Genomic DNA, 18,566 nt, shown 5'->3' with positions numbered 1-18,566 from the left:
GTTTAGGATAAACTTTAGCGATGTTTTACAGTGATTTGAGCCAACATGTCAACAAATACCCAACACGACCAAGACACTCCACAAGAAGCTGTACTTGCGTCATCAAACCCAGAACAAGCAAGTCATAAAACAGACTTTGGCTTCAGCCAAGTAGATGCTTCGCAAAAGGCTGATATGGTGGCGGATGTTTTTCATTCGGTAGCCGCTAAATATGACGTAATGAATGACTTAATGTCAATGGGCGTACACCGCTTATGGAAGCGCTACACCATAGATTGTAGTGGTGTTAGAGCAGGGCAAAAAGTATTAGATTTAGCCGGTGGTACGGGTGACTTAGCCGCGAAGTTTAGTCGTATAGTGGGCAACAAAGGCCAAGTGATTCTTGCCGATATTAATCACTCAATGCTTAATGTGGGTAAAGAAAAGCTGCTAAATATGGGGATTTTGGGTAACTTACATTATGTTCAAGCCAATGCTGAAGCACTGCCATTTCCTGATAATCATTTTGATTTAATTACTATTGCATTTGGTTTACGTAACGTCACCGATAAAAGTAAAGCGCTTGCTTCAATGTATAGAGTACTAAAACCCGGTGGACGACTATTGGTGTTAGAGTTTTCAAAGCCAACCACTCAAGCACTCAGTAAAGTGTATGATGCGTATTCGTTTTATTTACTTCCGCAAATGGGTAAACTTGTCGCGAATGACTCTGAAAGTTACCGCTATTTGGCCGAGTCAATCCGCATGCATCCTGATCAAGACACCCTAGAGCAAATGATGAAAGACGTAGGATTTGAACAGACATCATATACTAACTTAACTGGCGGCATTGTTGCGCTGCACCGTGGCTTTAAGTTTTAATGCCGGCGCCTCAAGTTCTCAATGCGCTTGTTGAAAGTGCACTTAACCAAGCGCTTAGCTGGTCAAATAATGGCGAGCAAGCTTTGCAAAAGTTGGCAGGGAATACCTGTATCATTTATTTGCAAGAGCTTGATCATGCCTTCTGTTTTCATTTCTCAACAAGCAAAATTGATGTAGTCGCTGACGAACAAAAGCAATATTGTGATGCGCCTGATGAACTCCCAGACGAAATTTGTTGGGTGAGTGTATCTTTGTTTGCCTTAGATAAGCTTAAACAGCACAATCAGCTAACCAAATTAATTAAAGCCGGGCAACTAGATTTCACTGGCAATTTGTCTATTTTGCAGGGGCTAAGTGGCTTATTCAGTGAGCTGGAAATTGACTTTGAAGAAGTTTTGTCTCGTTACATTGGTGATGTTGCTGCTTATAAAGTCAATTCTTCGGCCAAAAAACTAAAAGAAATTGCGAGTAGTCAACTCGCGCAATTAAGTCAAACATTAAGCGACGCAGCTTTGGATGAAAAACCGTTGGGTGTTAGGCCTATTATGCTTGTTAACTTCAGCGATGATGTGCTGCAATTAAGTGTAGATGCAGAAAGATTCGAGGCAAAACTGAAGCGCTTGGAAAGCAAACTCATGCTTGATAAGCAAAACACCATTAAGGGAAGTGAGTAATGAAGTACCGTCGTTTTGCTCGAATAGGTGGGGTGTTACTTAATCATGGCTTAGACGAGCTTATTCCTAAGCGTTTTCGTCCTTGGTATTTAAGCCTGGCTAGAAACGCTCTATTTTGGTGGCCTAATAAGCATAAGAATGAAAGCAAAGGGCGCAGGCTAAGGCTTGCTTTACAAGAGCTTGGCCCAGTATTTATTAAATTTGGGCAAATGCTTTCGACGCGTCGTGATTTGCTGCCGCCAGATATGATTGAAGAGCTGAGTTTACTGCAAGATAAAGTGCCACCTTTTGATTCAGAACAAGCCGTGATACTTATAAAAAATGCCCTGGGTTTACAAGATTTAAATGAGTTATTCAGTGAGTTTGATAAAGCACCTTTAGCGTCCGCTTCGGTAGCACAAGTTCATGCCGCAAAGTTGAAGCTTGATAATAAAGACGTGGTGGTAAAAGTGCTACGTCCCGATATAAAAAGTACGATTGAGGCTGATGTTGATATTCTTATTACTGTTGCTCAACTAGTGCAAAAGTGGCTAGCAGATGGCAAACGTTTACGCCCTGTTGAAGTTGTCAAAGAATATAAGCGTACCATATTGGATGAACTTGATTTGCTGCGTGAAGCGGCAAACGGCATTCAAATTAAGCGAAACTTCGAGGGCTCTGATAGCTTATATGTTCCCCATGTATATAGCGACCACTGCCGCCAAAACATCATTGTGATGGAGCGCATATACGGCATTCCTGTTTCTGATATGGCGGCATTGCGTGCACAAAACACTCACTTTAAACGGCTGGCCGAACGCGGCGTAGAAGTCTTTTTTACGCAAGTTTTCCGTGATAGTTTTTTTCATGCTGATATGCACCCAGGCAACATATTTGTGTCGTATGAGCATCCAGAAAACCCGAAATACATTGGCATAGATTACGGCATAGTAGGAACGCTTAACAAACAAGATAAACGCTATTTAGCTGAAAATTTCATTGCTTTTTTCAACCGAGATTACCGCAAAGTCGCTGAGCTTCATGTGGATTCTGGCTGGGTCCCAGCTGATACCAATATTGATGATTTTGAAATGGCTATTCGTACTGTTTGTGAGCCAATTTTCCAAAAGCCTCTAGCTGATATTTCGTTTGGTAATGTGCTACTGCAACTCTTTAATACGGCGCGGCGCTTTAACATGCAAGTACAACCGCAATTGGTGTTGTTGCAAAAAACACTATTATATGTAGAAGGCTTAGGTCGTACCTTATATCCACAGCTTGATTTATGGAAAACAGCCAAGCCGTTTTTAGAAAACTGGATGAAAGAACAAATAGGGCCTAAGGCATTATTTGATAGAGTCAAAGAGAGTTTGCCGTTTTGGTCTGAGAAACTGCCCGAAATGCCCGACCTTCTCTACGATGCTATGCGCCAAATGCGCCAGTTACCGCAGCAACTTGAAAAGCAGCATCAAACGCAAATAGCGCTTCAAACCAATATTCAAAAAGCGAGAATGCTTGGCAAACTTGCGATAACACTTACAGTAACCACGGCAATATTGCATGTATTTGAGCAGCATTGGGGTTTCACGCTAGCTGCAGCTTGCGGAGCAGGAATGGCATGGATTTTTACCTTCTTGCGTTTAGACAGCTAAACAGGGCCTTATTTTGAGGCTTTACCACAGTAATTAAAAGGGCGTACTTATGTACGCCCTTTTGTATTCTTTATACGCTTATTTAAGTGCAAGCTTCCAACCAGCTCGGTGTTGTAGATAGCACTCGTGCACAAGTTCAGTGTAAATTAAAGGATGCTTAATTTTGATATCCTGCGCAAGATGCAAGGTCCATTGGTCATTATCAATGGCTAACTGAATTTTGGGTATGGCTGCGTCTTTGCGGCGGCTAACTAAAATAATGGTAATGCGCAACACTCTGAGACAGCATATCAGCATCGCCTTTAATTCGTCGCTGTAATTACTCAACGCCGCGTTATCTATAGGAGAGCGATGTAAGAGCACTAAATCGCGGATCATCATACGCTGTAAACTGGTAAAGCCCGTAATTTCTACATGATTTAAAATGTAAGCGCCGTGTTCATGGTATTGCTTATATCCAATATGCAAGCCTAACTCGTGCAGCGCAGCTGCCGCTGAGGTCAAGCTATGGGTGTCGTAGTCACATATGTTTGCTTGGCTGCACATTTGCTGGCATAGCTCCAATGCAAGTTTTTGTGCACGTTGGCTTTGGCTTGGGTCAATATGAAATCGAGAAATAAGTTGGTTTAAGCCCTGAGTTCGGCGGTCAGACTTTTGGTAATTTTCAAGCATGCCATAAATGATACCTTCGCGCAGAGCACCGCCTGCAACTTGCATATTATGTATATGTAAACTTTCAAACAAAGCAATTAGTATCGCCAAGCCGCTTGGGAAAATTGCTTGGCGAGCAGCAGGTAAGCCATCTATTTCAAGCCGAGATACATGCTTTTGAGTAATACACTGTTCACGTAAGTCGTAAAGATAACGCAAACGAATAGCATCGTTTATGCCCTGTTTTACGAGAATTTGCGTGACGGCTTGCGGCGTACCAGATGCCCCTAAGCATTGTTGCCAATCAAAACATAAGAAGGTGTCAATATGCTCGGCAATCGTTGCTTTAGCTGCCTGATAAGCTGCATCAAAGTTATCACTTGAAAGCTCGCCGTCTTGAAAATAGCGTTCCATGTAGGTTACACAGCCCATATTAAAGCTATTTAAATGCACCGCTTGTAAATCGCGACCTAAAATAACCTCGGTGCTTGCGCCACCAATATCAATTACTAAGGTATTACCTTGGTTAGCCGAAGTGTAAGCCACCCCTAAATAAATTTGGCGCGCTTCCTCTTCGCCGCTTATCACATGAATTTTATGATTCAATATCGACTGTGCGGGCTCAACAAATTCTTCAGCATTTGTGGCAAGACGCAAGGTTGCGGTAGCGACTATTTTTACGTTATCAAAGGGGATGTCTTGCAGTTTTTCAGCAAAATTTCTTATGCAGGCGAGGCCGCGATCTATGGCTTCTTGGCTAAGTAAATTGTCATCATTGAGGCCTGCGGCTAAACGTACTTTATGCTTATTTTTACTTACAATTTGCACGCTACCAGCCAACACACGAATAATTACCATGTGAAAGCTGTTAGATCCCAAATCAATCGCGGCGTAGTATTCGTCTTGAATACTAACCGCGCCTAAGTCGGGTATTTTGCTTGTTTCGCCTAGCATCGCTTATTGAGGCTTTCTTCTTGGACCGCCGCGCTGTGGGCGACCACCTTGTCTGTTATCTTTGCGTGGCCCTGACGAACGCGTGTTGTTGCGTCCACGGCTGCGGCTTTGCATTTTAGGTGGTTTAACGTCTTCCAATAAGTTAAGCGGGTTATAATCAGTCACAGGAATGTCATGACCAATATAGACCTCAATGGCCGGTAAGTTTTGTGCATAGCGTTCACAAGCGAAACTTATCGCTATGCCTTTCTCACCAGCACGGCCAGTTCTGCCAATTCGGTGTACATAATCTTCGGCGTCGTCAGGTAAATCATAGTTAAATACGTGGGTGACTTTATCTATATGAATGCCTCGTGCTGCTACGTCTGTAGCGACTAATACATCTAACTTACCTGCGGTAAAGTCTTCCAATATACTTAAGCGTTTCTTCTGATGAACATCACCGCTTAATAAACCAACTCTGTGGCCATCTGCTTGCAACCATGCTGACACTTTTTCGCAATCATGTTTCATGTTGGCAAATACAATCGCTTTATCAGGCCATTCTTCTTCCATAAGCGTTAGCAACAGCAAAGGTTTATCTTCATTGCTAGGATAGAACAACTCTTCTGAGATACGCACACCGGTTTTGCTTTCAGAACCCACAATAATATCAATGGGATCGTTCATATGAACGTAGGCAAGTTCTTTTACTCGGTAGCTTAAGGTTGCTGAAAACAGCATATTTAAACGTTCACTTGCAGCTGGCATGCCGTTAAACAAATAACGGATGTCTTTAATAAAGCCTAAATCGAACATACGGTCGGCTTCATCAAGCACAGCGGCTTGGATATGATTAAGGTTAAACACTTTTTGTTTATAATAATCTATGATGCGCCCGGTGGTGCCAATTAAAATATCTACACCTTTTTCGAGTTGTTGGCGTTGAGTTTCATAACCTTCGCCTCCATATATAGCTGCAACTGATAATCCTGTGTGTTTACTCAGCATTTCAGCGTCATTATAAATTTGTACCGCCAGCTCTCTGGTGGGTGCCATTATAATTGCACGTGGATTAGTGCCGTGTTGGTCACTAGGGTTTGTTAGCAGGTGATGAAAGGTCGCGACCAAAAAGGCAATGGTTTTGCCAGTTCCTGTTTGGGCTTGGCCTGCAACGTCACTACCGGCAAGTAATTGTGGTAGGCTCATCGATTGAATGTCAGTACACTGGGTAAAACCAGCAGCGTCTAAACCCGCTTGTACTTGCGGATGAATCGAAAGAGATGAAAATAAAGTATCGGTTAAATGTGTTTGTGGCATAGCTTATAGCTTATCGATGCTTGCAATAAAAACAACTTCTATATAACACTATAGGGGTAAGGCTGAAATTAACAGCTAAAATCCCTAAACTGGAGAAAAGAATGAGCGACAATATTCTCGTACTATCTGACGAAAAATTCGAAGCCGATGTTATCAATGCATCAGGTCCTGTGTTAGTTGATTTCTGGGCAGAATGGTGCGGCCCCTGTAAAATGATCGCTCCAATTCTAGAAGAAATTGCCAGCGAATACGAGGGCAAATTAACAGTTGGTAAGCTAAATGTCGAAGAAAATAATGAAACGCCACCAAAATATGGTATTCGTAGCATTCCAACTTTATTACTTTTTAAAGATGGAGCGCTTGCTGCAACTAAGGTTGGAGCACTTTCTAAGACACAATTAAAAGATTTTCTAGACGAGCACGTTTAAATGTCTTTTCGCCAAAGTTTAGTGTTATCTGAGCTTTGGCGACCTTCCCCTTACACGTCGCCTTGCGTCTAAAGTATAGTTTTCCCGTCATTTATATAAAATTTCCTTTAACAAATAATTAATATATTCGAAAAACTGGACGATAATTAATTTAAGTGGTACTTTTACACTACTCACCGAAAGTAAAAGCCTATTTTCAGTATTTGACATATAGTGATTCAACAATGTTGACTCTTTCACGCCCCGTACGTAAAAAATTTTTCTTCACTTACAGCGCGTGTCTTTATTGTTCATTTTGAGCACTTAATGACAAATTTACGAGCTTTTGCTTACAGTCAAACCGAATAATTAATCCATTGTTCACAATTAACTAGTTGTTACTAAAAAACAGACCCACCAATATGAATTTAACAGATTTAAAAAGCAAACCCATTAGCGAACTTGTTGCATTAGCAGAAACAATGGGCTTAGAAAACCTTGCCCGCGCACGTAAACAAGACATCATCTTTTCTATACTAAAATCTCACGCCAAAGGCGGCGAAGACATTTTCGGTGATGGTGTATTGGAAATTTTGCAAGACGGCTTTGGCTTCTTGCGTTCTGGTGACTCTTCTTACCTAGCTGGCCCTGATGATATTTATGTATCGCCTAGCCAAATTCGTCGTTTTAACTTGCGTACTGGCGATACTATTTCAGGCAAGATTCGCCCACCAAAAGACAGTGAGCGTTATTTTGCTTTACTTAAAATACGTGAAGTAAACTTCGACAAACCAGAAAACTCTCGTAATAAAATATTGTTCGAAAACCTTACACCATTGCACGCTAATGAGCGTTTACGCATGGAAAGAGGTAACGGCAGTACCGAAGATATTACTGCTCGCGTGCTTGACTTAGCATCACCTATTGGTTGTGGTCAGCGTGGTTTGATTGTAGCGCCGCCCAAAGCAGGTAAAACGTTATTATTACAAAACATTGCGCAATCGATTGCGGCAAACCATCCTGAGTGTCATTTGATTGTTCTTCTAATCGATGAGCGCCCAGAAGAAGTAACTGAAATGCAGCGTTTGGTTCAAGGCGAAGTGGTTGCATCTACCTTTGATGAGCCAGCAAGTCGCCATGTTCAAGTTGCCGAAATGGTAATTGAAAAGGCCAAGCGTTTAGTCGAGCACAAAAAAGACGTTGTTATACTTCTTGATTCAATTACTCGTTTAGCGCGTGCGTACAATACGGTGATACCTTCATCTGGTAAGGTGCTTACGGGTGGTGTTGATGCTAACGCGCTGCATAAGCCTAAACGCTTCTTTGGTGCGGCAAGAAATGTAGAAGAGGGTGGTAGCTTAACTATCATCGCCACTGCACTTATTGATACCGGCTCAAAAATGGATGAAGTTATTTACGAAGAGTTTAAAGGTACCGGTAACATGGAGCTTCATCTTAATCGTAAGATTGCAGAAAAACGCGTGTTCCCTGCTATTGATATTAATCGTTCAGGTACGCGACGTGAAGAGCTATTAACTACGCAAGAAGAGCTACAGAAAATGTGGATTTTGCGTAAAATAGTTCATGAAATGTCAGAAATAGACTCTATGGAATTTATGATTAGCCGTCTTTCTATGACCAAAACCAATGATGAATTCTTTGATTCAATGAAACGTCAAAAAGGTTAGCTTTTACTTAATAAGTTATTCCCTAATAAATAAAAGCGCTGACAAACAATGTTTGTCGGCGCTTTTTAATGTGTGCCTTAGCTTAAAAGATAGGAGGTAAAGGAAATGGCACAGGGTCTAAACGGCCTCTATTAGCAGCTTTGTTAAACGCTATTATTTCATACATTTCATCCAGGCCTGATTGGCCACATAACATACTCACATCATTGCCACCGCTTACTTGCTTTAACTCGCCAGCCTCAAGCTCAACATTATTTGATTTTTTGAAGATTGTGTTCATCTTAATTCCTTTTATATTTTGTTAATGTATAAGTGCCAAAGCACGAGCTTACTGTAAAAAAAATTAGGCACGTAAACTACTGACCTTCGGGCGGTTTCTCGCAAACCTTTGTTACTCTGATATCTATAGAGCAACATTGTTTTAATTTTTAAGTCCACTATATAGTGACAACAAATAACACTTGAGGGTATGGTGTATGTTGAACCCATACACAAGGAAAGGCTCAATGCGCTCACTCATTATTTCTATTTTACTTATTGGCTCAAGCAACACACTTTTCGCGAACCCTTCGATGGTAAGCGAAAAAGTGGACGAAATTGAGCCCAGTGTTATTCAATGGCGTCATCACTTACACCAATATCCCGAGCTTTCAAACAGGGAATTCGAAACGGCAAAATATATAGAAAAGCATTTACGCTCACTAGGCCTAGATGTGGAAACAGGCGTTGCTAAAACGGGGATAGTCGCTGTACTAGATTCAGGTAAGCCCGGGCCCACAGTAGCACTGCGTGCCGATATGGACGCCTTGCCAGTGCTTGAGCAAAATGATTTGCCTTTTAAGTCTACACAAACCAGTATGTTCGAAGGTAATGAAGTGCCGGTTATGCATGCTTGTGGTCATGATACTCATGTTGCTATGCTAATGGGCGCAGCTAGCGTGCTAAGTAGCATGAAAGCTCAGTTGAATGGCAAAGTGAAATTTATATTTCAGCCGGCTGAAGAAGGTGCGCCTGCGGGAGAGCGTGGCGGTGCGGAAGTGATGGTGGAAGAGGGAGTGCTTAAGAGCCCAGATGTAGACGTTATATTTGGCTTACACATTAGTTCCAATACTGATGTAGGTACCGTTCGTTATAAGCACGGCGGCATAATGGCTGCTGTAGACCCATTTAAAATTATCATAAAAGGTAAACAAGCTCACGGTGCATATCCGTGGAAGAGTGTTGATCCTATAACAACCTCAGCACAAGTCATTATGGCTTTGCAAACAATAGTTAGCCGTGAGATCAAAGTAATAGATGACGCGGCTGTTGTTACGGTAGGTTCAATACACGGGGGAAATCGCTCGAATATTATTCCTCAAGAGGTCACCTTGGTGGGCACTATAAGAACACTCGATAAAGCCGCTCGTGAACATATGTATGAAGCTGTTCCGCGCAAGGTAAAGGGGATTGCTGATAGTATGCGAGCAGAAGCTGAGGTCATCCTTCCGCTTGATTACAATTATCCTATTACCTTTAATGACCATGCACTTATGGATGAAATGCTACCTACACTCGTGCGTACGGCAGGGCAAGAAAATGTCATAAATTCAAAAGCGGTAACAGGGGCCGAAGATTTTTCTTTTTACCAAGAAAACGTACCTGGAATATTTTTATGGCTAGGCGGTAAACCGTTAAACGTGAGTGAAGAAGATTCACCGGCACATCATACGCCGGAATTTTTTGTAGATGATTCTGGCATGAAATTAGGCGTTAGCTTGTTAACTAATATGACCATGGACTATATGCAAGCGCACAAATAAAGCGATATTTTTACAATACAAATAATAAAAGGGGCGACAAAGGTCGCTCTTTTTTATGCATTCTCGTATAATTGCGCGCTTTTCCGGCGTTCGGCGTTGTTTATTGACCAAAGTAATGCGGTTGCAATTTCGAAAACCTGTAACAAATATGACTCGATGATAGGATAAAACATGACGCAAGTAGCCATTGTAATGGGTTCACAATCTGATTGGCCCACCATGCAAAAAGCAGCCATTATGTTGAAAGAATTAGGTGTTAGTTTTAAAGCTCAGGTTGTGTCAGCGCACCGCACACCCAATTTGTTAGTAGAGTTTGCAGAAGGAGCCGGTGATAATGGTATCCAAGTGATTATTGCTGGCGCGGGTGGCGCAGCTCACTTGCCAGGCATGATTGCAGCGCATACACATATTCCGGTGCTAGGCTGCCCTGTTCGCTCTAGTCAATTAAGCGGCTTGGATTCGCTTTTATCCATTGTGCAGATGCCAAAAGGTGTAGCAGTAGGCACTTTAGCAATAGGTGAAGCGGGTGCCGCTAACGCCGGTTTGCTAGCTGCGCAAATAATTGCACTAAATAATGATGATGTACGTAATAACATCATTGCATTTAGAGAAAAGCAAACGCAAACCGTGTTAGAAAACCAAAGCTTGGAGCTAGAATGAAAGTTTTAGTATTAGGAGCTGGCCAACTTGCTCAAATGATGTATTTAGCCGCGGCGCCTTTAGGCGTTGAGGTGCTCGCCGTTGATGTAAGTAAAAATACCGTTGTACATCCATTAAGTAAGCAGCTGACTGATATAGACTTAACAACGGCTATAAATGACGCCAATGCTATAACCGTTGAGTTTGAACATATTCCTGAAGATTTGTTAGCGCAGGTAGATTTAAGCGGTAAGCTTTTTCCTAACATAGCCTCAATTATGGCTGGTGCCGATAGAGTCCGGGAAAAACAGCTTCTAAATCAACATAATATTGCAAACTGCGAACACAAAATAATTCGCCACGTAGACGACTTAGAAGGCATTTGTGAGTTATTGGGTGAGCAAATAATCTTTAAAGCCAGCCGTGATGGCTACGATGGGTATGGTCAGTGGCGTTTAAAAGATTCAAATCAGTTAGCGCTGTTGAAAATGGAGTTTGAAAAACTCGACTTACAAGCAGTGCCACTTATTGCCGAAAAAATGTCGCATTTCGACCGAGAAATATCGATTGTTGGAGCACGTGACTTGCAGGGGAATATAAGCTGTTTTGAGATTGCAGAGAACTTGCATTATCAAGGCCAGTTGCATGTTTCGATAGCCCCTGCACCTAATGTTTCGCTAGAGGTTCAAAATAAAGCTAAGACTATTTTCACACAACTAGCGCAAGGCTTAGATTATGTGGGCGTGTTAGCGGTTGAGCTGTTTCAAACTGGTGATGAATTGCTGGTAAATGAAATTGCACCGCGCGTTCACAATTCAGGCCACTGGACACAGCAAGGTGCAGATACAAGTCAATTTGAGCAACATATTCGTGCTGTTCTTGGTTTTCCGCTTGGTAGCCCAAAAGCCCATAGCGTGACGGCTATGGTGAATATCATTGGCTGTACTAGTTTTAGCCGAGATCTAATTGGAATTGAAGGTTGTCACTTGCATTGGTACGGTAAGAGCTTACGCGACAAGCGAAAAATGGGTCATATTAATGTGGTTGCCGAAAACTACAGTGAATTAAGCAGTAAGTTACTTAATTTATTGAGTTTTATCCCCAGTGAATCTTTCCCCTTACTAACAGATGAAGCAAAACGAATAGCTGAGTTATAGTTAGTTAAGATGTAGATCAATCGTTAGTTAAATAATTCGTTTGTTCACCCATTCTGCTTGCTTATATCAAGTAGAGTGGGGTAGAGTTTATACACACTTTACGATTTGGGCTAAATATGCAAAAACTAGCGATTCTTACTATCCTAATCTTATCATTTTATGTACCCACGGGTATTGCACTTACACCAAATAGCCAAGCAGACACTATGGCTAACCAAGTTAACGTGAGTGATGCGTGGGCGCGTGCAACCTTTGCTTTAGCTAAAACGGGTGCAGCGTATTTAACCATTGAAAACCAATCTAACTCTGACATTACCCTGCTAAGCGCGAGTGTTGATAAATCTATCGCTTCTGTTGTGCAAATTCATCATACGGTAATGGAAAATGACATGATGGCTATGCAAGAATTGAGCGAGGGCTTAGTGATTCCAAAGGCATCCAGTGTTAGTTTGTCTCCTGGTGGCGTTCACATAATGTTAATGGGCTTGCAAGGCCCGTTAAAAGAAAAAGAAAGCTTCGAATTACGCTTGTATTTTGCAGATAAATCCTCACATATAACTCAAGTGCTTGTTAAAGATTTACGTAAAAAAGCCAAGCAAGCGCATTCAAAAATGAACCAACAAATGGAGATGAACCATGACTAAAATTGACATTGGTATAAACGAAAGTAATCGCTTAGCAATAGCTGAAGGTCTTAAAAAATTATTAGCTGACTCTTATACGCTTTATTTGCAAACGCACAATTTCCATTGGAACGTTACCGGGCCACAATTTCGTGAACTACACTTAATGTTTGAAGAACACTACACTGAATTAGCCACTGCTGTTGACGATATTGCAGAGCGTATTCGTACATTGGGCGTTGCTGCCCCGGGTACTTACCGTGCTTTTGCTGCTTTAGGTAGTATTGAGGAAGTTGACGGCGTGCCAGCGGCAAGTGAAATGGTTCAGCTGCTTTTACAAGGCCACGAAGCAGTAATTAAAACTTGTCGTGAAGCGCTTTCTTTAGCGCAAGAAGCTGATGACGAATCTACCGCATCATTAGTAGGCGATCGCATGGGCGTGCATGAGAAAACAGCTTGGATGCTTCGCGCAACCCTGTAACAATAATATTTAAAAACCGCCTAAAAAAGATAAGCTCAGTTAATCCAAACTCGAGTTTATCTTTTGCTACATATATCCCCCATGAACGAACTTTAAGGTTGCCCCTTCTATGAAACGCTCATATATAATTAGCACCGCATTGCTTCTAAATACTTTTGTAGTGAATGCACAAGATGCAGATTTACCGTATACCGTAAGCGAATTTACTACTGAACTTAGCAGCCCTTGGGGGCTTGCGTTTTTACCTGATGGTAAATCATTGGTAACGCAGCGTGCTGGTGAACTAATGTTGTTAGCTGAAGATGGCAAGAAAATAGGCCCAGTAACAGGCCTGCCAAGCGTAAAAGCGGTTGGGCAAGGCGGTATGTTGGGTATTGCCTTGCACCCAGATTTTGCGCAGAACAAACAAGTTTATGTGTGTGTAAATGTTGCCGGTGATGGAGGTGCGGGAAGTGAAGTGCATAGGGGGGTTTTACAAGGCCAGCAATTAGTTGATGTTAAAGAAATCTTCGTTGCCAAGCCTAAAGTAGATACTGGATATCATTTTGGTTGCCGAATTAGTTTTGACAACAACAAGTTAATGTATATTTCTTTAGGTGATAGAGGGGTAGGTAAAGAGCAAGCACAAGATCCTACTGTTCATTTTGGCAAAGTCATTCGGGTGAATGCTGATGGAAGTATTCCCGATGATAACCCTTTTGTAGGGAAAAGCGGGGCTGATGATGTATTCACTTACGGGCATCGAAATGTTCAAGGCATGACTAAGCACCCACAAACTGGCGAAATGTGGACTCACGAGCACGGCCCTCGCGGCGGTGATGAGATTAACATTTTGTCATCGGGTGATAATTACGGCTGGCCTAAAATAACCTACGGCATTAATTACGACGGCAGCACAATTACTAATGAAACCAAAATGGAAGGTATGCGCCAACCATTAACGTATTGGGATCCTTCAATAGCTCCTAGCGGCATGACGTTCTATACAGGTGATGCCTTTGCTGAATGGAAGGGGGATCTTTTTGTAGGATCATTGAAGTTTAGGCATTTACGCCGAATTGAACTTGACGAAAATAATACCGTTGTAGCGCAGCACGAGTTACTGAAAGATAGAAATGAACGCATTCGCGATGTAGTACAGGGCCCCGATGGGAACCTTTATGTACTGGTAGATAACGTGAAAGGTAAAATTCTAAAAATAGCCCCTAGTAAATAAGTAATGTAAAGCTCTGTTACTGTGCACTAGCAGAGCTTTATTACATGCATGATTAACAAGCTACTTTATGCTGCAAAATCCACCTCGGCTTAAATCTTATATTAACCCTTACGCATTAGACGGCGTTTTAATCTTAATATTACCAACTAATATGTCTTTAAACATTACCCAGTCACCCATTAAGCTATACAAAGGATACTGAAAAGTTGCTGGCTTGTTGTGTTCAAAGAAGAAGTGCCCTACCCAAGCAAAACCGTAGCCAAGAAGGGGGATAAACCATAAATACACGTATTGATTTGTAATTAGAACAAATGCAATAAGCGCGATAATTAAGCTTGAGCCAATAAAATGCAATAGGCGGCAAGTGGTATTTTCATGCTCACTTAAATAATACGGATAAAACTCGCGGAAACTTGTATATTTTTGAGTACTCATTGTTTTTTAACCTCGTGTAAGTGACTACTTTGCATTTACATTTTTTAAACATTTATGTTGCATCATACCTTGAAACAATAAAAGCCAAAAGAGCTATTGCAAATCAATTTGTAGGCACCATAATTATTGACACATCAGAATAAAGTAGTGGGATATATGAGCCAAAACATCGTAGCGTTAACACTTGAAAACTTTCGCCCTGTTATGCTGGAGGAATCAGCGCAAAAATTAGTTGTTGTTTATTTTTGGGCGCAATGGGACGAGCCATCACTAGCCCAAATGAATGTAATTCAAGGCTTTGTTAGCAAATACCCTGATACCATGCTACTTGCCACCGTGAACTGTGATGAGCAACAGGAAATTGTAGGCCAATTTGGCGTGAAAGGCTTACCCACCACAATTATTGTAAAAGATGGACAACCTGTAGATGGCTTCGCTGGTCCCCAAGATGAGCAGCAATTAGAGCAAACCTTTGCTAATTTTTTACCTAAGCCAGAAGAAGAATTGCTAGCACAAGCGCAAGAATACATCGCTCAGGAAGACTACTCGCAAGCTTTTGGCTTACTTAAACAAGCGCACGAAATTAATCCAGAGCACGCGCTTATTACTATTGCATACGCTGATGCCAGTGTTGAAACCGGTAATGTGGAATTAAGTAAATCATTGATTGAAAAAATAGGTTTAGTTGATCAACAGGCTGAATATCATGCGGTGGTGGGGAAAATTGAGCTGGCGGAAAAAGCGTCTGAGTCACCCGAACTGTTAGAACTACAGAAAAAACATGCACAGCAACCCGATGATCAAGACATTCAAATTGAGCTAGCAATTCAATTGCAACAGGCGCATAAAGCAGACGAAGCGCTTGCATTAATGTTTGATATTGTGAAAAAAGATATTAACTACAAAGATGCAAAGAAAATCATGCTAGACATGATCAACGCACTGGCTGATGGTGACGCGCTTAAATCACAGTATCGCCGAAAAATTTATAGCTTATTGTATTAATAATTCGCATTTAGAAGCGCTTTAAACAGCTTAATTACTAAAAACCTACTTATTGGGCTATTTTATGGTCAACAAGTAGGTTTTTTTTTGCTAAAATCGCCGCCTAATTTATTAACAGTTTCTATTCATGGCTAAAAACGTTGTTGTGCTTGGCACCCAATGGGGTGACGAAGGTAAAGGTAAAGTAGTTGACTTGCTAACAGAGCAGGTTTCGTATGTGGTGCGTTATCAAGGTGGGCATAATGCTGGTCACACCCTAGTAATTGACGGCGAAAAAACCGTTTTGCACTTAATTCCCTCTGGCGTGTTAAGAGATAACGTTACCTGTGTTATTGGTAATGGTGTGGTTTTAAGCCCAGAAGCGCTACTAACTGAAATGAAAATGCTTGAAGACAAGGGCATTCCGGTTAAAGAACGCTTGAAAATAAGTGAAGCTTGCCCACTTATTTTACCCTTCCACGTTGCACTTGATTTAGCGCGTGAAACTGCACGCGGAAATAAAGCAATTGGTACAACTGGCCGTGGAATTGGGCCTGCGTACGAAGATAAAGTGTCTCGCCGCGGATTACGCGTAGGTGATTTGTTCAATCCAGAGTTGTTCGCGACTAAGTTAAAAGAAGTAATGGAATACCATAACTTCATGCTAACTGAATATTATAAAGCAGAAGCTTTGGATTTTGATACGGTGTTAGCAGATGCTTTGTCGGTAGCTGATTTACTTAAGTCAATGATAGTTGATGTGACTGACTTGCTTGAAACAGCCCGCGCTGAAGGTAAGCCAATCATGTTTGAAGGTGCGCAGGGAACACTGCTTGATATTGACCACGGCACCTACCCATATGTGACTTCATCAAATACCACGGTAGGCGGCGTAGCAACGGGAGCGGGTTTCGGCCCTCTAAATATAGATTACGTATTAGGCATTGTTAAAGCTTACACCACTCGTGTAGGTTCAGGCCCTTTCCCAACAGAGCTAGATTGCGATGTTGGCCAGCACCTAGGCGTGAAAGGCCATGAGTTTGGTGCTACTACCGGACGTAAGCGCCGCACAGGTTGGTTTGACGCGGTAGCTATGAAACGTGCTGTTCAGCTTAACTCAATTACCGGCTTTTGCTTAACCAAACTGGACGTATTAGATGGTCTAGAAACACTTAAAATATGCACCGGTTATAAGCAAGCTGATGGCAGCATAAGTACTGTGCCGCCACTTGCAGCAGAAGGCTATGAGTTGGTTACCCCAGTTTACGAAGAAATGCCAGGCTGGAGTGATAACACCTTTGGGGTAACTTCAGTTGAAGGTTTGCCAAAGGCGGCCAAAGACTACATAGCACGCATTGAAGAAATTACCGGTGTACCCGTTGATATTATATCAACCGGCCCTGACCGAGCGCACACTATGGTATTGAGAAACCCTTACTCAGTATAAATAGATAGTGCTTTTTACACACAGTCTTATATGAAATTGTAAAGCCAGCGTAATGCTGGCTTTATTGTTTTTAGGCGCACACTTCTTAGCAAGTCGTAATTGTTTCTGTTACTCTAGTGTTAATAAGCCCTTATCAGGGAAGTTTTTCGGAGTACACGCCATGACAGAAAATGTCGCTTCTATTACCCAGTTACCAGATTCTCCAAATACGCATGACGATGCTCATGTAAAAGAAATCGAAAACGTAAAACAAACACTAGACGAATATTTCGCAACAGGCGCCACAGAATCACTAAGTTGGCGAAAGCGTCAACTCAGTGCCTTTTTGAAGTTACTTAAGGCTGAGGAACAGGCAATATCTGAGGCTTTACACCAAGACTTACACAAATCTGGTGAAGAGGCCTACATAACCGAAATAGGCTACCTCGTAAAAGACGTGAAACATTTGCTCAATAATCTTGAAAAATGGATGAAGCCAAGCTCAAAAAGCACGCCTATGTTAGCTATGCCAGCTAAAAGCTATACTAGGCCTGAGCCACTGGGCACTTGTTTGGTGATTGGGGCGTGGAATTATCCGTTTCAGCTTACATTAAGCCCTATGCTAGCGGCAATTAGCGCGGGTAACTGCGTTATTGTAAAGCCCTCAGAACTAGCACCTGCTACTTCCGCGCTTATTGCGCAATTGCTTCCTAAATATCTAGATATGAATGCAATAGGCGTAGTTGAAGGGGGTAAAGAACCTACAAGCGCGCTATTAAAACTTCCCTTTGATAAAATATTTTATACAGGTGGTGAGCATGTTGGCAAAATAGTCATGGAAGCAGCTGCTAAGCATTTAACCCCAGTTACGCTCGAGCTGGGTGGAAAAAGCCCTTGTATCATTGACAAAGATATTGACCTTGAGACTGCCTTATCACGCATGGTGTGGGGAAAGTTGATGAATGCAGGGCAAACGTGTATTGCGCCTGATTACTTGCTTGTGCATCACAGCAATTTAGATAATGTAGTGGCTGCGCTTAAAAAAGTCATATTAGCGCAATACAAAAAAGATCCAAAAACCAATCGTTTTTATGGGCGCATTGTAAATCAAAGGCATTGCGCTCGTTTAGTGAGTTATTTAGAAAATCAAAATGTAATTCATGGCGGTGAACATGATATTGAGGATAAGTATCTTGCACCCACGATAGTGCTTAATCCCTCACTCGATAGCCCGCTGATGCAAGAAGAAATATTTGGTCCAATTATTCCTATTATCAGCATGAGCGGTAGAAGTGACATGTTGCAGTTTATTCGTTCGCGCCCTAAACCTCTTGCGGCTTATGTATTTACTGAAGATAAAGAGTTTGAACAAAAATGCGTACAGCGCATAAGTGCAGGTTCAATGTGTATAAATGATACCAGCATGTTCATGCTAAATCCTGAGTTGCCGTTTGGCGGCGTAGGAACAAGTGGTATGGGGCAGTATCATGGTAAGTATGGCTTTGATACTTTTTCTCATCAAAAATCGGTTCTCAGACGCAGCTTTAGTATGGAAAATAGTATGCGTTACATGCCACTAAATAGCTTTAAAATGTGGGTGCTTAAACGTTTCATAAAATAAGTTTATTCAAGCGCTAG

At 41.8% G+C, this 18,566-nt stretch carries 18 protein-coding genes; 14 read left to right on the top strand and 4 right to left on the bottom strand.

Annotated features, from left to right (window positions below; all coding sequences use genetic code 11):
• Positions 1–45 precede the first annotated feature (45 nt).
• The 3 genes from ubiE to ubiB are packed head-to-tail and all read left to right on the top strand — an operon-like array spanning position 46 to position 3,166.
• A complete protein-coding gene (gene ubiE, locus ACOI22_RS12330) occupies positions 46–861 on the top strand; it encodes a bifunctional demethylmenaquinone methyltransferase/2-methoxy-6-polyprenyl-1,4-benzoquinol methylase UbiE (protein ID WP_420672419.1) in 816 nt (271 codons plus the stop codon).
• A complete protein-coding gene (locus ACOI22_RS12325; RefSeq protein ID WP_420672418.1) occupies positions 861–1,535 on the top strand; it encodes a ubiquinone biosynthesis accessory factor UbiJ in 675 nt (224 codons plus the stop codon). The genes ubiE and ACOI22_RS12325 overlap by 1 nt, the downstream gene beginning before the upstream one ends.
• Positions 1,535–3,166, top strand: coding sequence for a ubiquinone biosynthesis regulatory protein kinase UbiB (gene ubiB, locus ACOI22_RS12320; RefSeq protein WP_420672417.1), 1,632 nt, complete (start codon positions 1,535–1,537; stop codon positions 3,164–3,166). Before ACOI22_RS12325 ends, ubiB begins: the two co-directional genes overlap by 1 nt.
• A 78-nt stretch (positions 3,167–3,244) precedes the next feature.
• Here ubiB and ACOI22_RS12315 read toward each other — a convergent pair whose 3' ends face one another.
• Entirely contained in the window at positions 3,245–4,771 is a 1,527-nt protein-coding gene (locus ACOI22_RS12315; protein ID WP_420672416.1) for a guanosine-5'-triphosphate,3'-diphosphate pyrophosphatase, read from the bottom strand.
• Positions 4,772–4,774: 3 nt separating this feature from the next.
• Positions 4,775–6,070 carry an ATP-dependent RNA helicase RhlB gene (gene rhlB / locus ACOI22_RS12310; RefSeq protein ID WP_420672415.1) on the bottom strand — a complete coding sequence of 432 codons (1,296 nt, stop codon included), beginning with the start codon at positions 6,068–6,070 and terminating at the stop codon, positions 4,775–4,777.
• Positions 6,071–6,171: 101 nt separating this feature from the next.
• On the opposite strand from rhlB, the gene trxA reads away from it, so the two are divergent.
• Positions 6,172–6,498: a thioredoxin TrxA gene (gene trxA, locus ACOI22_RS12305; protein WP_420672414.1), complete on the top strand. Its 327-nt coding sequence runs from the start codon at positions 6,172–6,174 to the stop codon at positions 6,496–6,498.
• 401 nt (positions 6,499–6,899) lie between these two features.
• Positions 6,900–8,165, top strand: coding sequence for a transcription termination factor Rho (rho, locus tag ACOI22_RS12300; RefSeq protein WP_420672413.1), 1,266 nt, complete (start codon positions 6,900–6,902; stop codon positions 8,163–8,165).
• An 82-nt stretch (positions 8,166–8,247) separates the two neighbouring features.
• On the opposite strand, the gene ACOI22_RS12295 is transcribed toward rho, so the two are convergent.
• A complete protein-coding gene (locus tag ACOI22_RS12295) occupies positions 8,248–8,445 on the bottom strand; it encodes a hypothetical protein (RefSeq protein ID WP_420672412.1) in 198 nt (65 codons plus the stop codon).
• Positions 8,446–8,737: 292 nt separating this feature from the next.
• Between ACOI22_RS12295 and ACOI22_RS12290 the strand changes: the two genes are divergently transcribed.
• The 6 genes from ACOI22_RS12290 to ACOI22_RS12265 all read left to right on the top strand — a co-directional run bounded on the left by ACOI22_RS12290 (position 8,738) and on the right by ACOI22_RS12265 (position 14,083).
• Positions 8,738–9,967, top strand: coding sequence for an amidohydrolase (locus ACOI22_RS12290; protein WP_420672975.1), 1,230 nt, complete (start codon positions 8,738–8,740; stop codon positions 9,965–9,967).
• A gap of 171 nt (positions 9,968–10,138) precedes the next feature.
• A complete protein-coding gene (gene purE / locus ACOI22_RS12285) occupies positions 10,139–10,627 on the top strand; it encodes a 5-(carboxyamino)imidazole ribonucleotide mutase (RefSeq protein WP_420672411.1) in 489 nt (162 codons plus the stop codon).
• Positions 10,624–11,763, top strand: coding sequence for a 5-(carboxyamino)imidazole ribonucleotide synthase (locus tag ACOI22_RS12280; RefSeq protein WP_420672410.1), 1,140 nt, complete (start codon positions 10,624–10,626; stop codon positions 11,761–11,763). The genes purE and ACOI22_RS12280 overlap by 4 nt, the downstream gene beginning before the upstream one ends.
• A gap of 116 nt (positions 11,764–11,879) precedes the next feature.
• Entirely contained in the window at positions 11,880–12,407 is a 528-nt protein-coding gene (locus ACOI22_RS12275; protein ID WP_420672409.1) for a copper chaperone PCu(A)C, read from the top strand.
• Entirely contained in the window at positions 12,400–12,867 is a 468-nt protein-coding gene (locus ACOI22_RS12270) for a Dps family protein (RefSeq protein ID WP_420672408.1), read from the top strand. The genes ACOI22_RS12275 and ACOI22_RS12270 overlap by 8 nt, the downstream gene beginning before the upstream one ends.
• A gap of 109 nt (positions 12,868–12,976) precedes the next feature.
• Positions 12,977–14,083 (top strand): PQQ-dependent sugar dehydrogenase, encoded by a 1,107-nt coding sequence (locus ACOI22_RS12265; protein ID WP_420672407.1) that lies wholly within the window; start codon positions 12,977–12,979, stop codon positions 14,081–14,083.
• Between the two features lie 108 nt (positions 14,084–14,191).
• Here ACOI22_RS12265 and ACOI22_RS12260 read toward each other — a convergent pair whose 3' ends face one another.
• Positions 14,192–14,518 (bottom strand): Mpo1-like protein, encoded by a 327-nt coding sequence (locus tag ACOI22_RS12260; protein WP_420672406.1) that lies wholly within the window; start codon positions 14,516–14,518, stop codon positions 14,192–14,194.
• Positions 14,519–14,674: 156 nt separating this feature from the next.
• On the opposite strand from ACOI22_RS12260, the gene ACOI22_RS12255 reads away from it, so the two are divergent.
• The 3 genes from ACOI22_RS12255 to ACOI22_RS12245 all read left to right on the top strand — a co-directional run bounded on the left by ACOI22_RS12255 (position 14,675) and on the right by ACOI22_RS12245 (position 18,549).
• Positions 14,675–15,523 carry a tetratricopeptide repeat protein gene (locus ACOI22_RS12255; RefSeq protein ID WP_420672405.1) on the top strand — a complete coding sequence of 283 codons (849 nt, stop codon included), beginning with the start codon at positions 14,675–14,677 and terminating at the stop codon, positions 15,521–15,523.
• 127 nt (positions 15,524–15,650) lie between these two features.
• Positions 15,651–16,949, top strand: a complete 1,299-nt coding sequence (locus ACOI22_RS12250; RefSeq protein WP_420672404.1) for an adenylosuccinate synthase — start codon at positions 15,651–15,653, stop codon at positions 16,947–16,949.
• Positions 16,950–17,109: 160 nt separating this feature from the next.
• The gene (locus tag ACOI22_RS12245) at positions 17,110–18,549 is read left to right on the top strand and encodes an aldehyde dehydrogenase family protein (RefSeq protein WP_420672403.1); all 1,440 of its coding nucleotides are present in this window, start codon (positions 17,110–17,112) and stop codon (positions 18,547–18,549) included.
• The last annotated feature ends 17 nt before the right edge of the window (positions 18,550–18,566 follow it).

Origin of the sequence: Glaciecola sp. 2405UD65-10, assembly GCF_048820975.1 — a bacterium.
Lineage (GTDB): Bacteria > Pseudomonadota > Gammaproteobacteria > Enterobacterales > Alteromonadaceae > Glaciecola.
The sequence above is the reverse complement of the archived record's forward strand: the minus strand, read 5'-3'. Positions and strand labels throughout refer to the sequence as shown.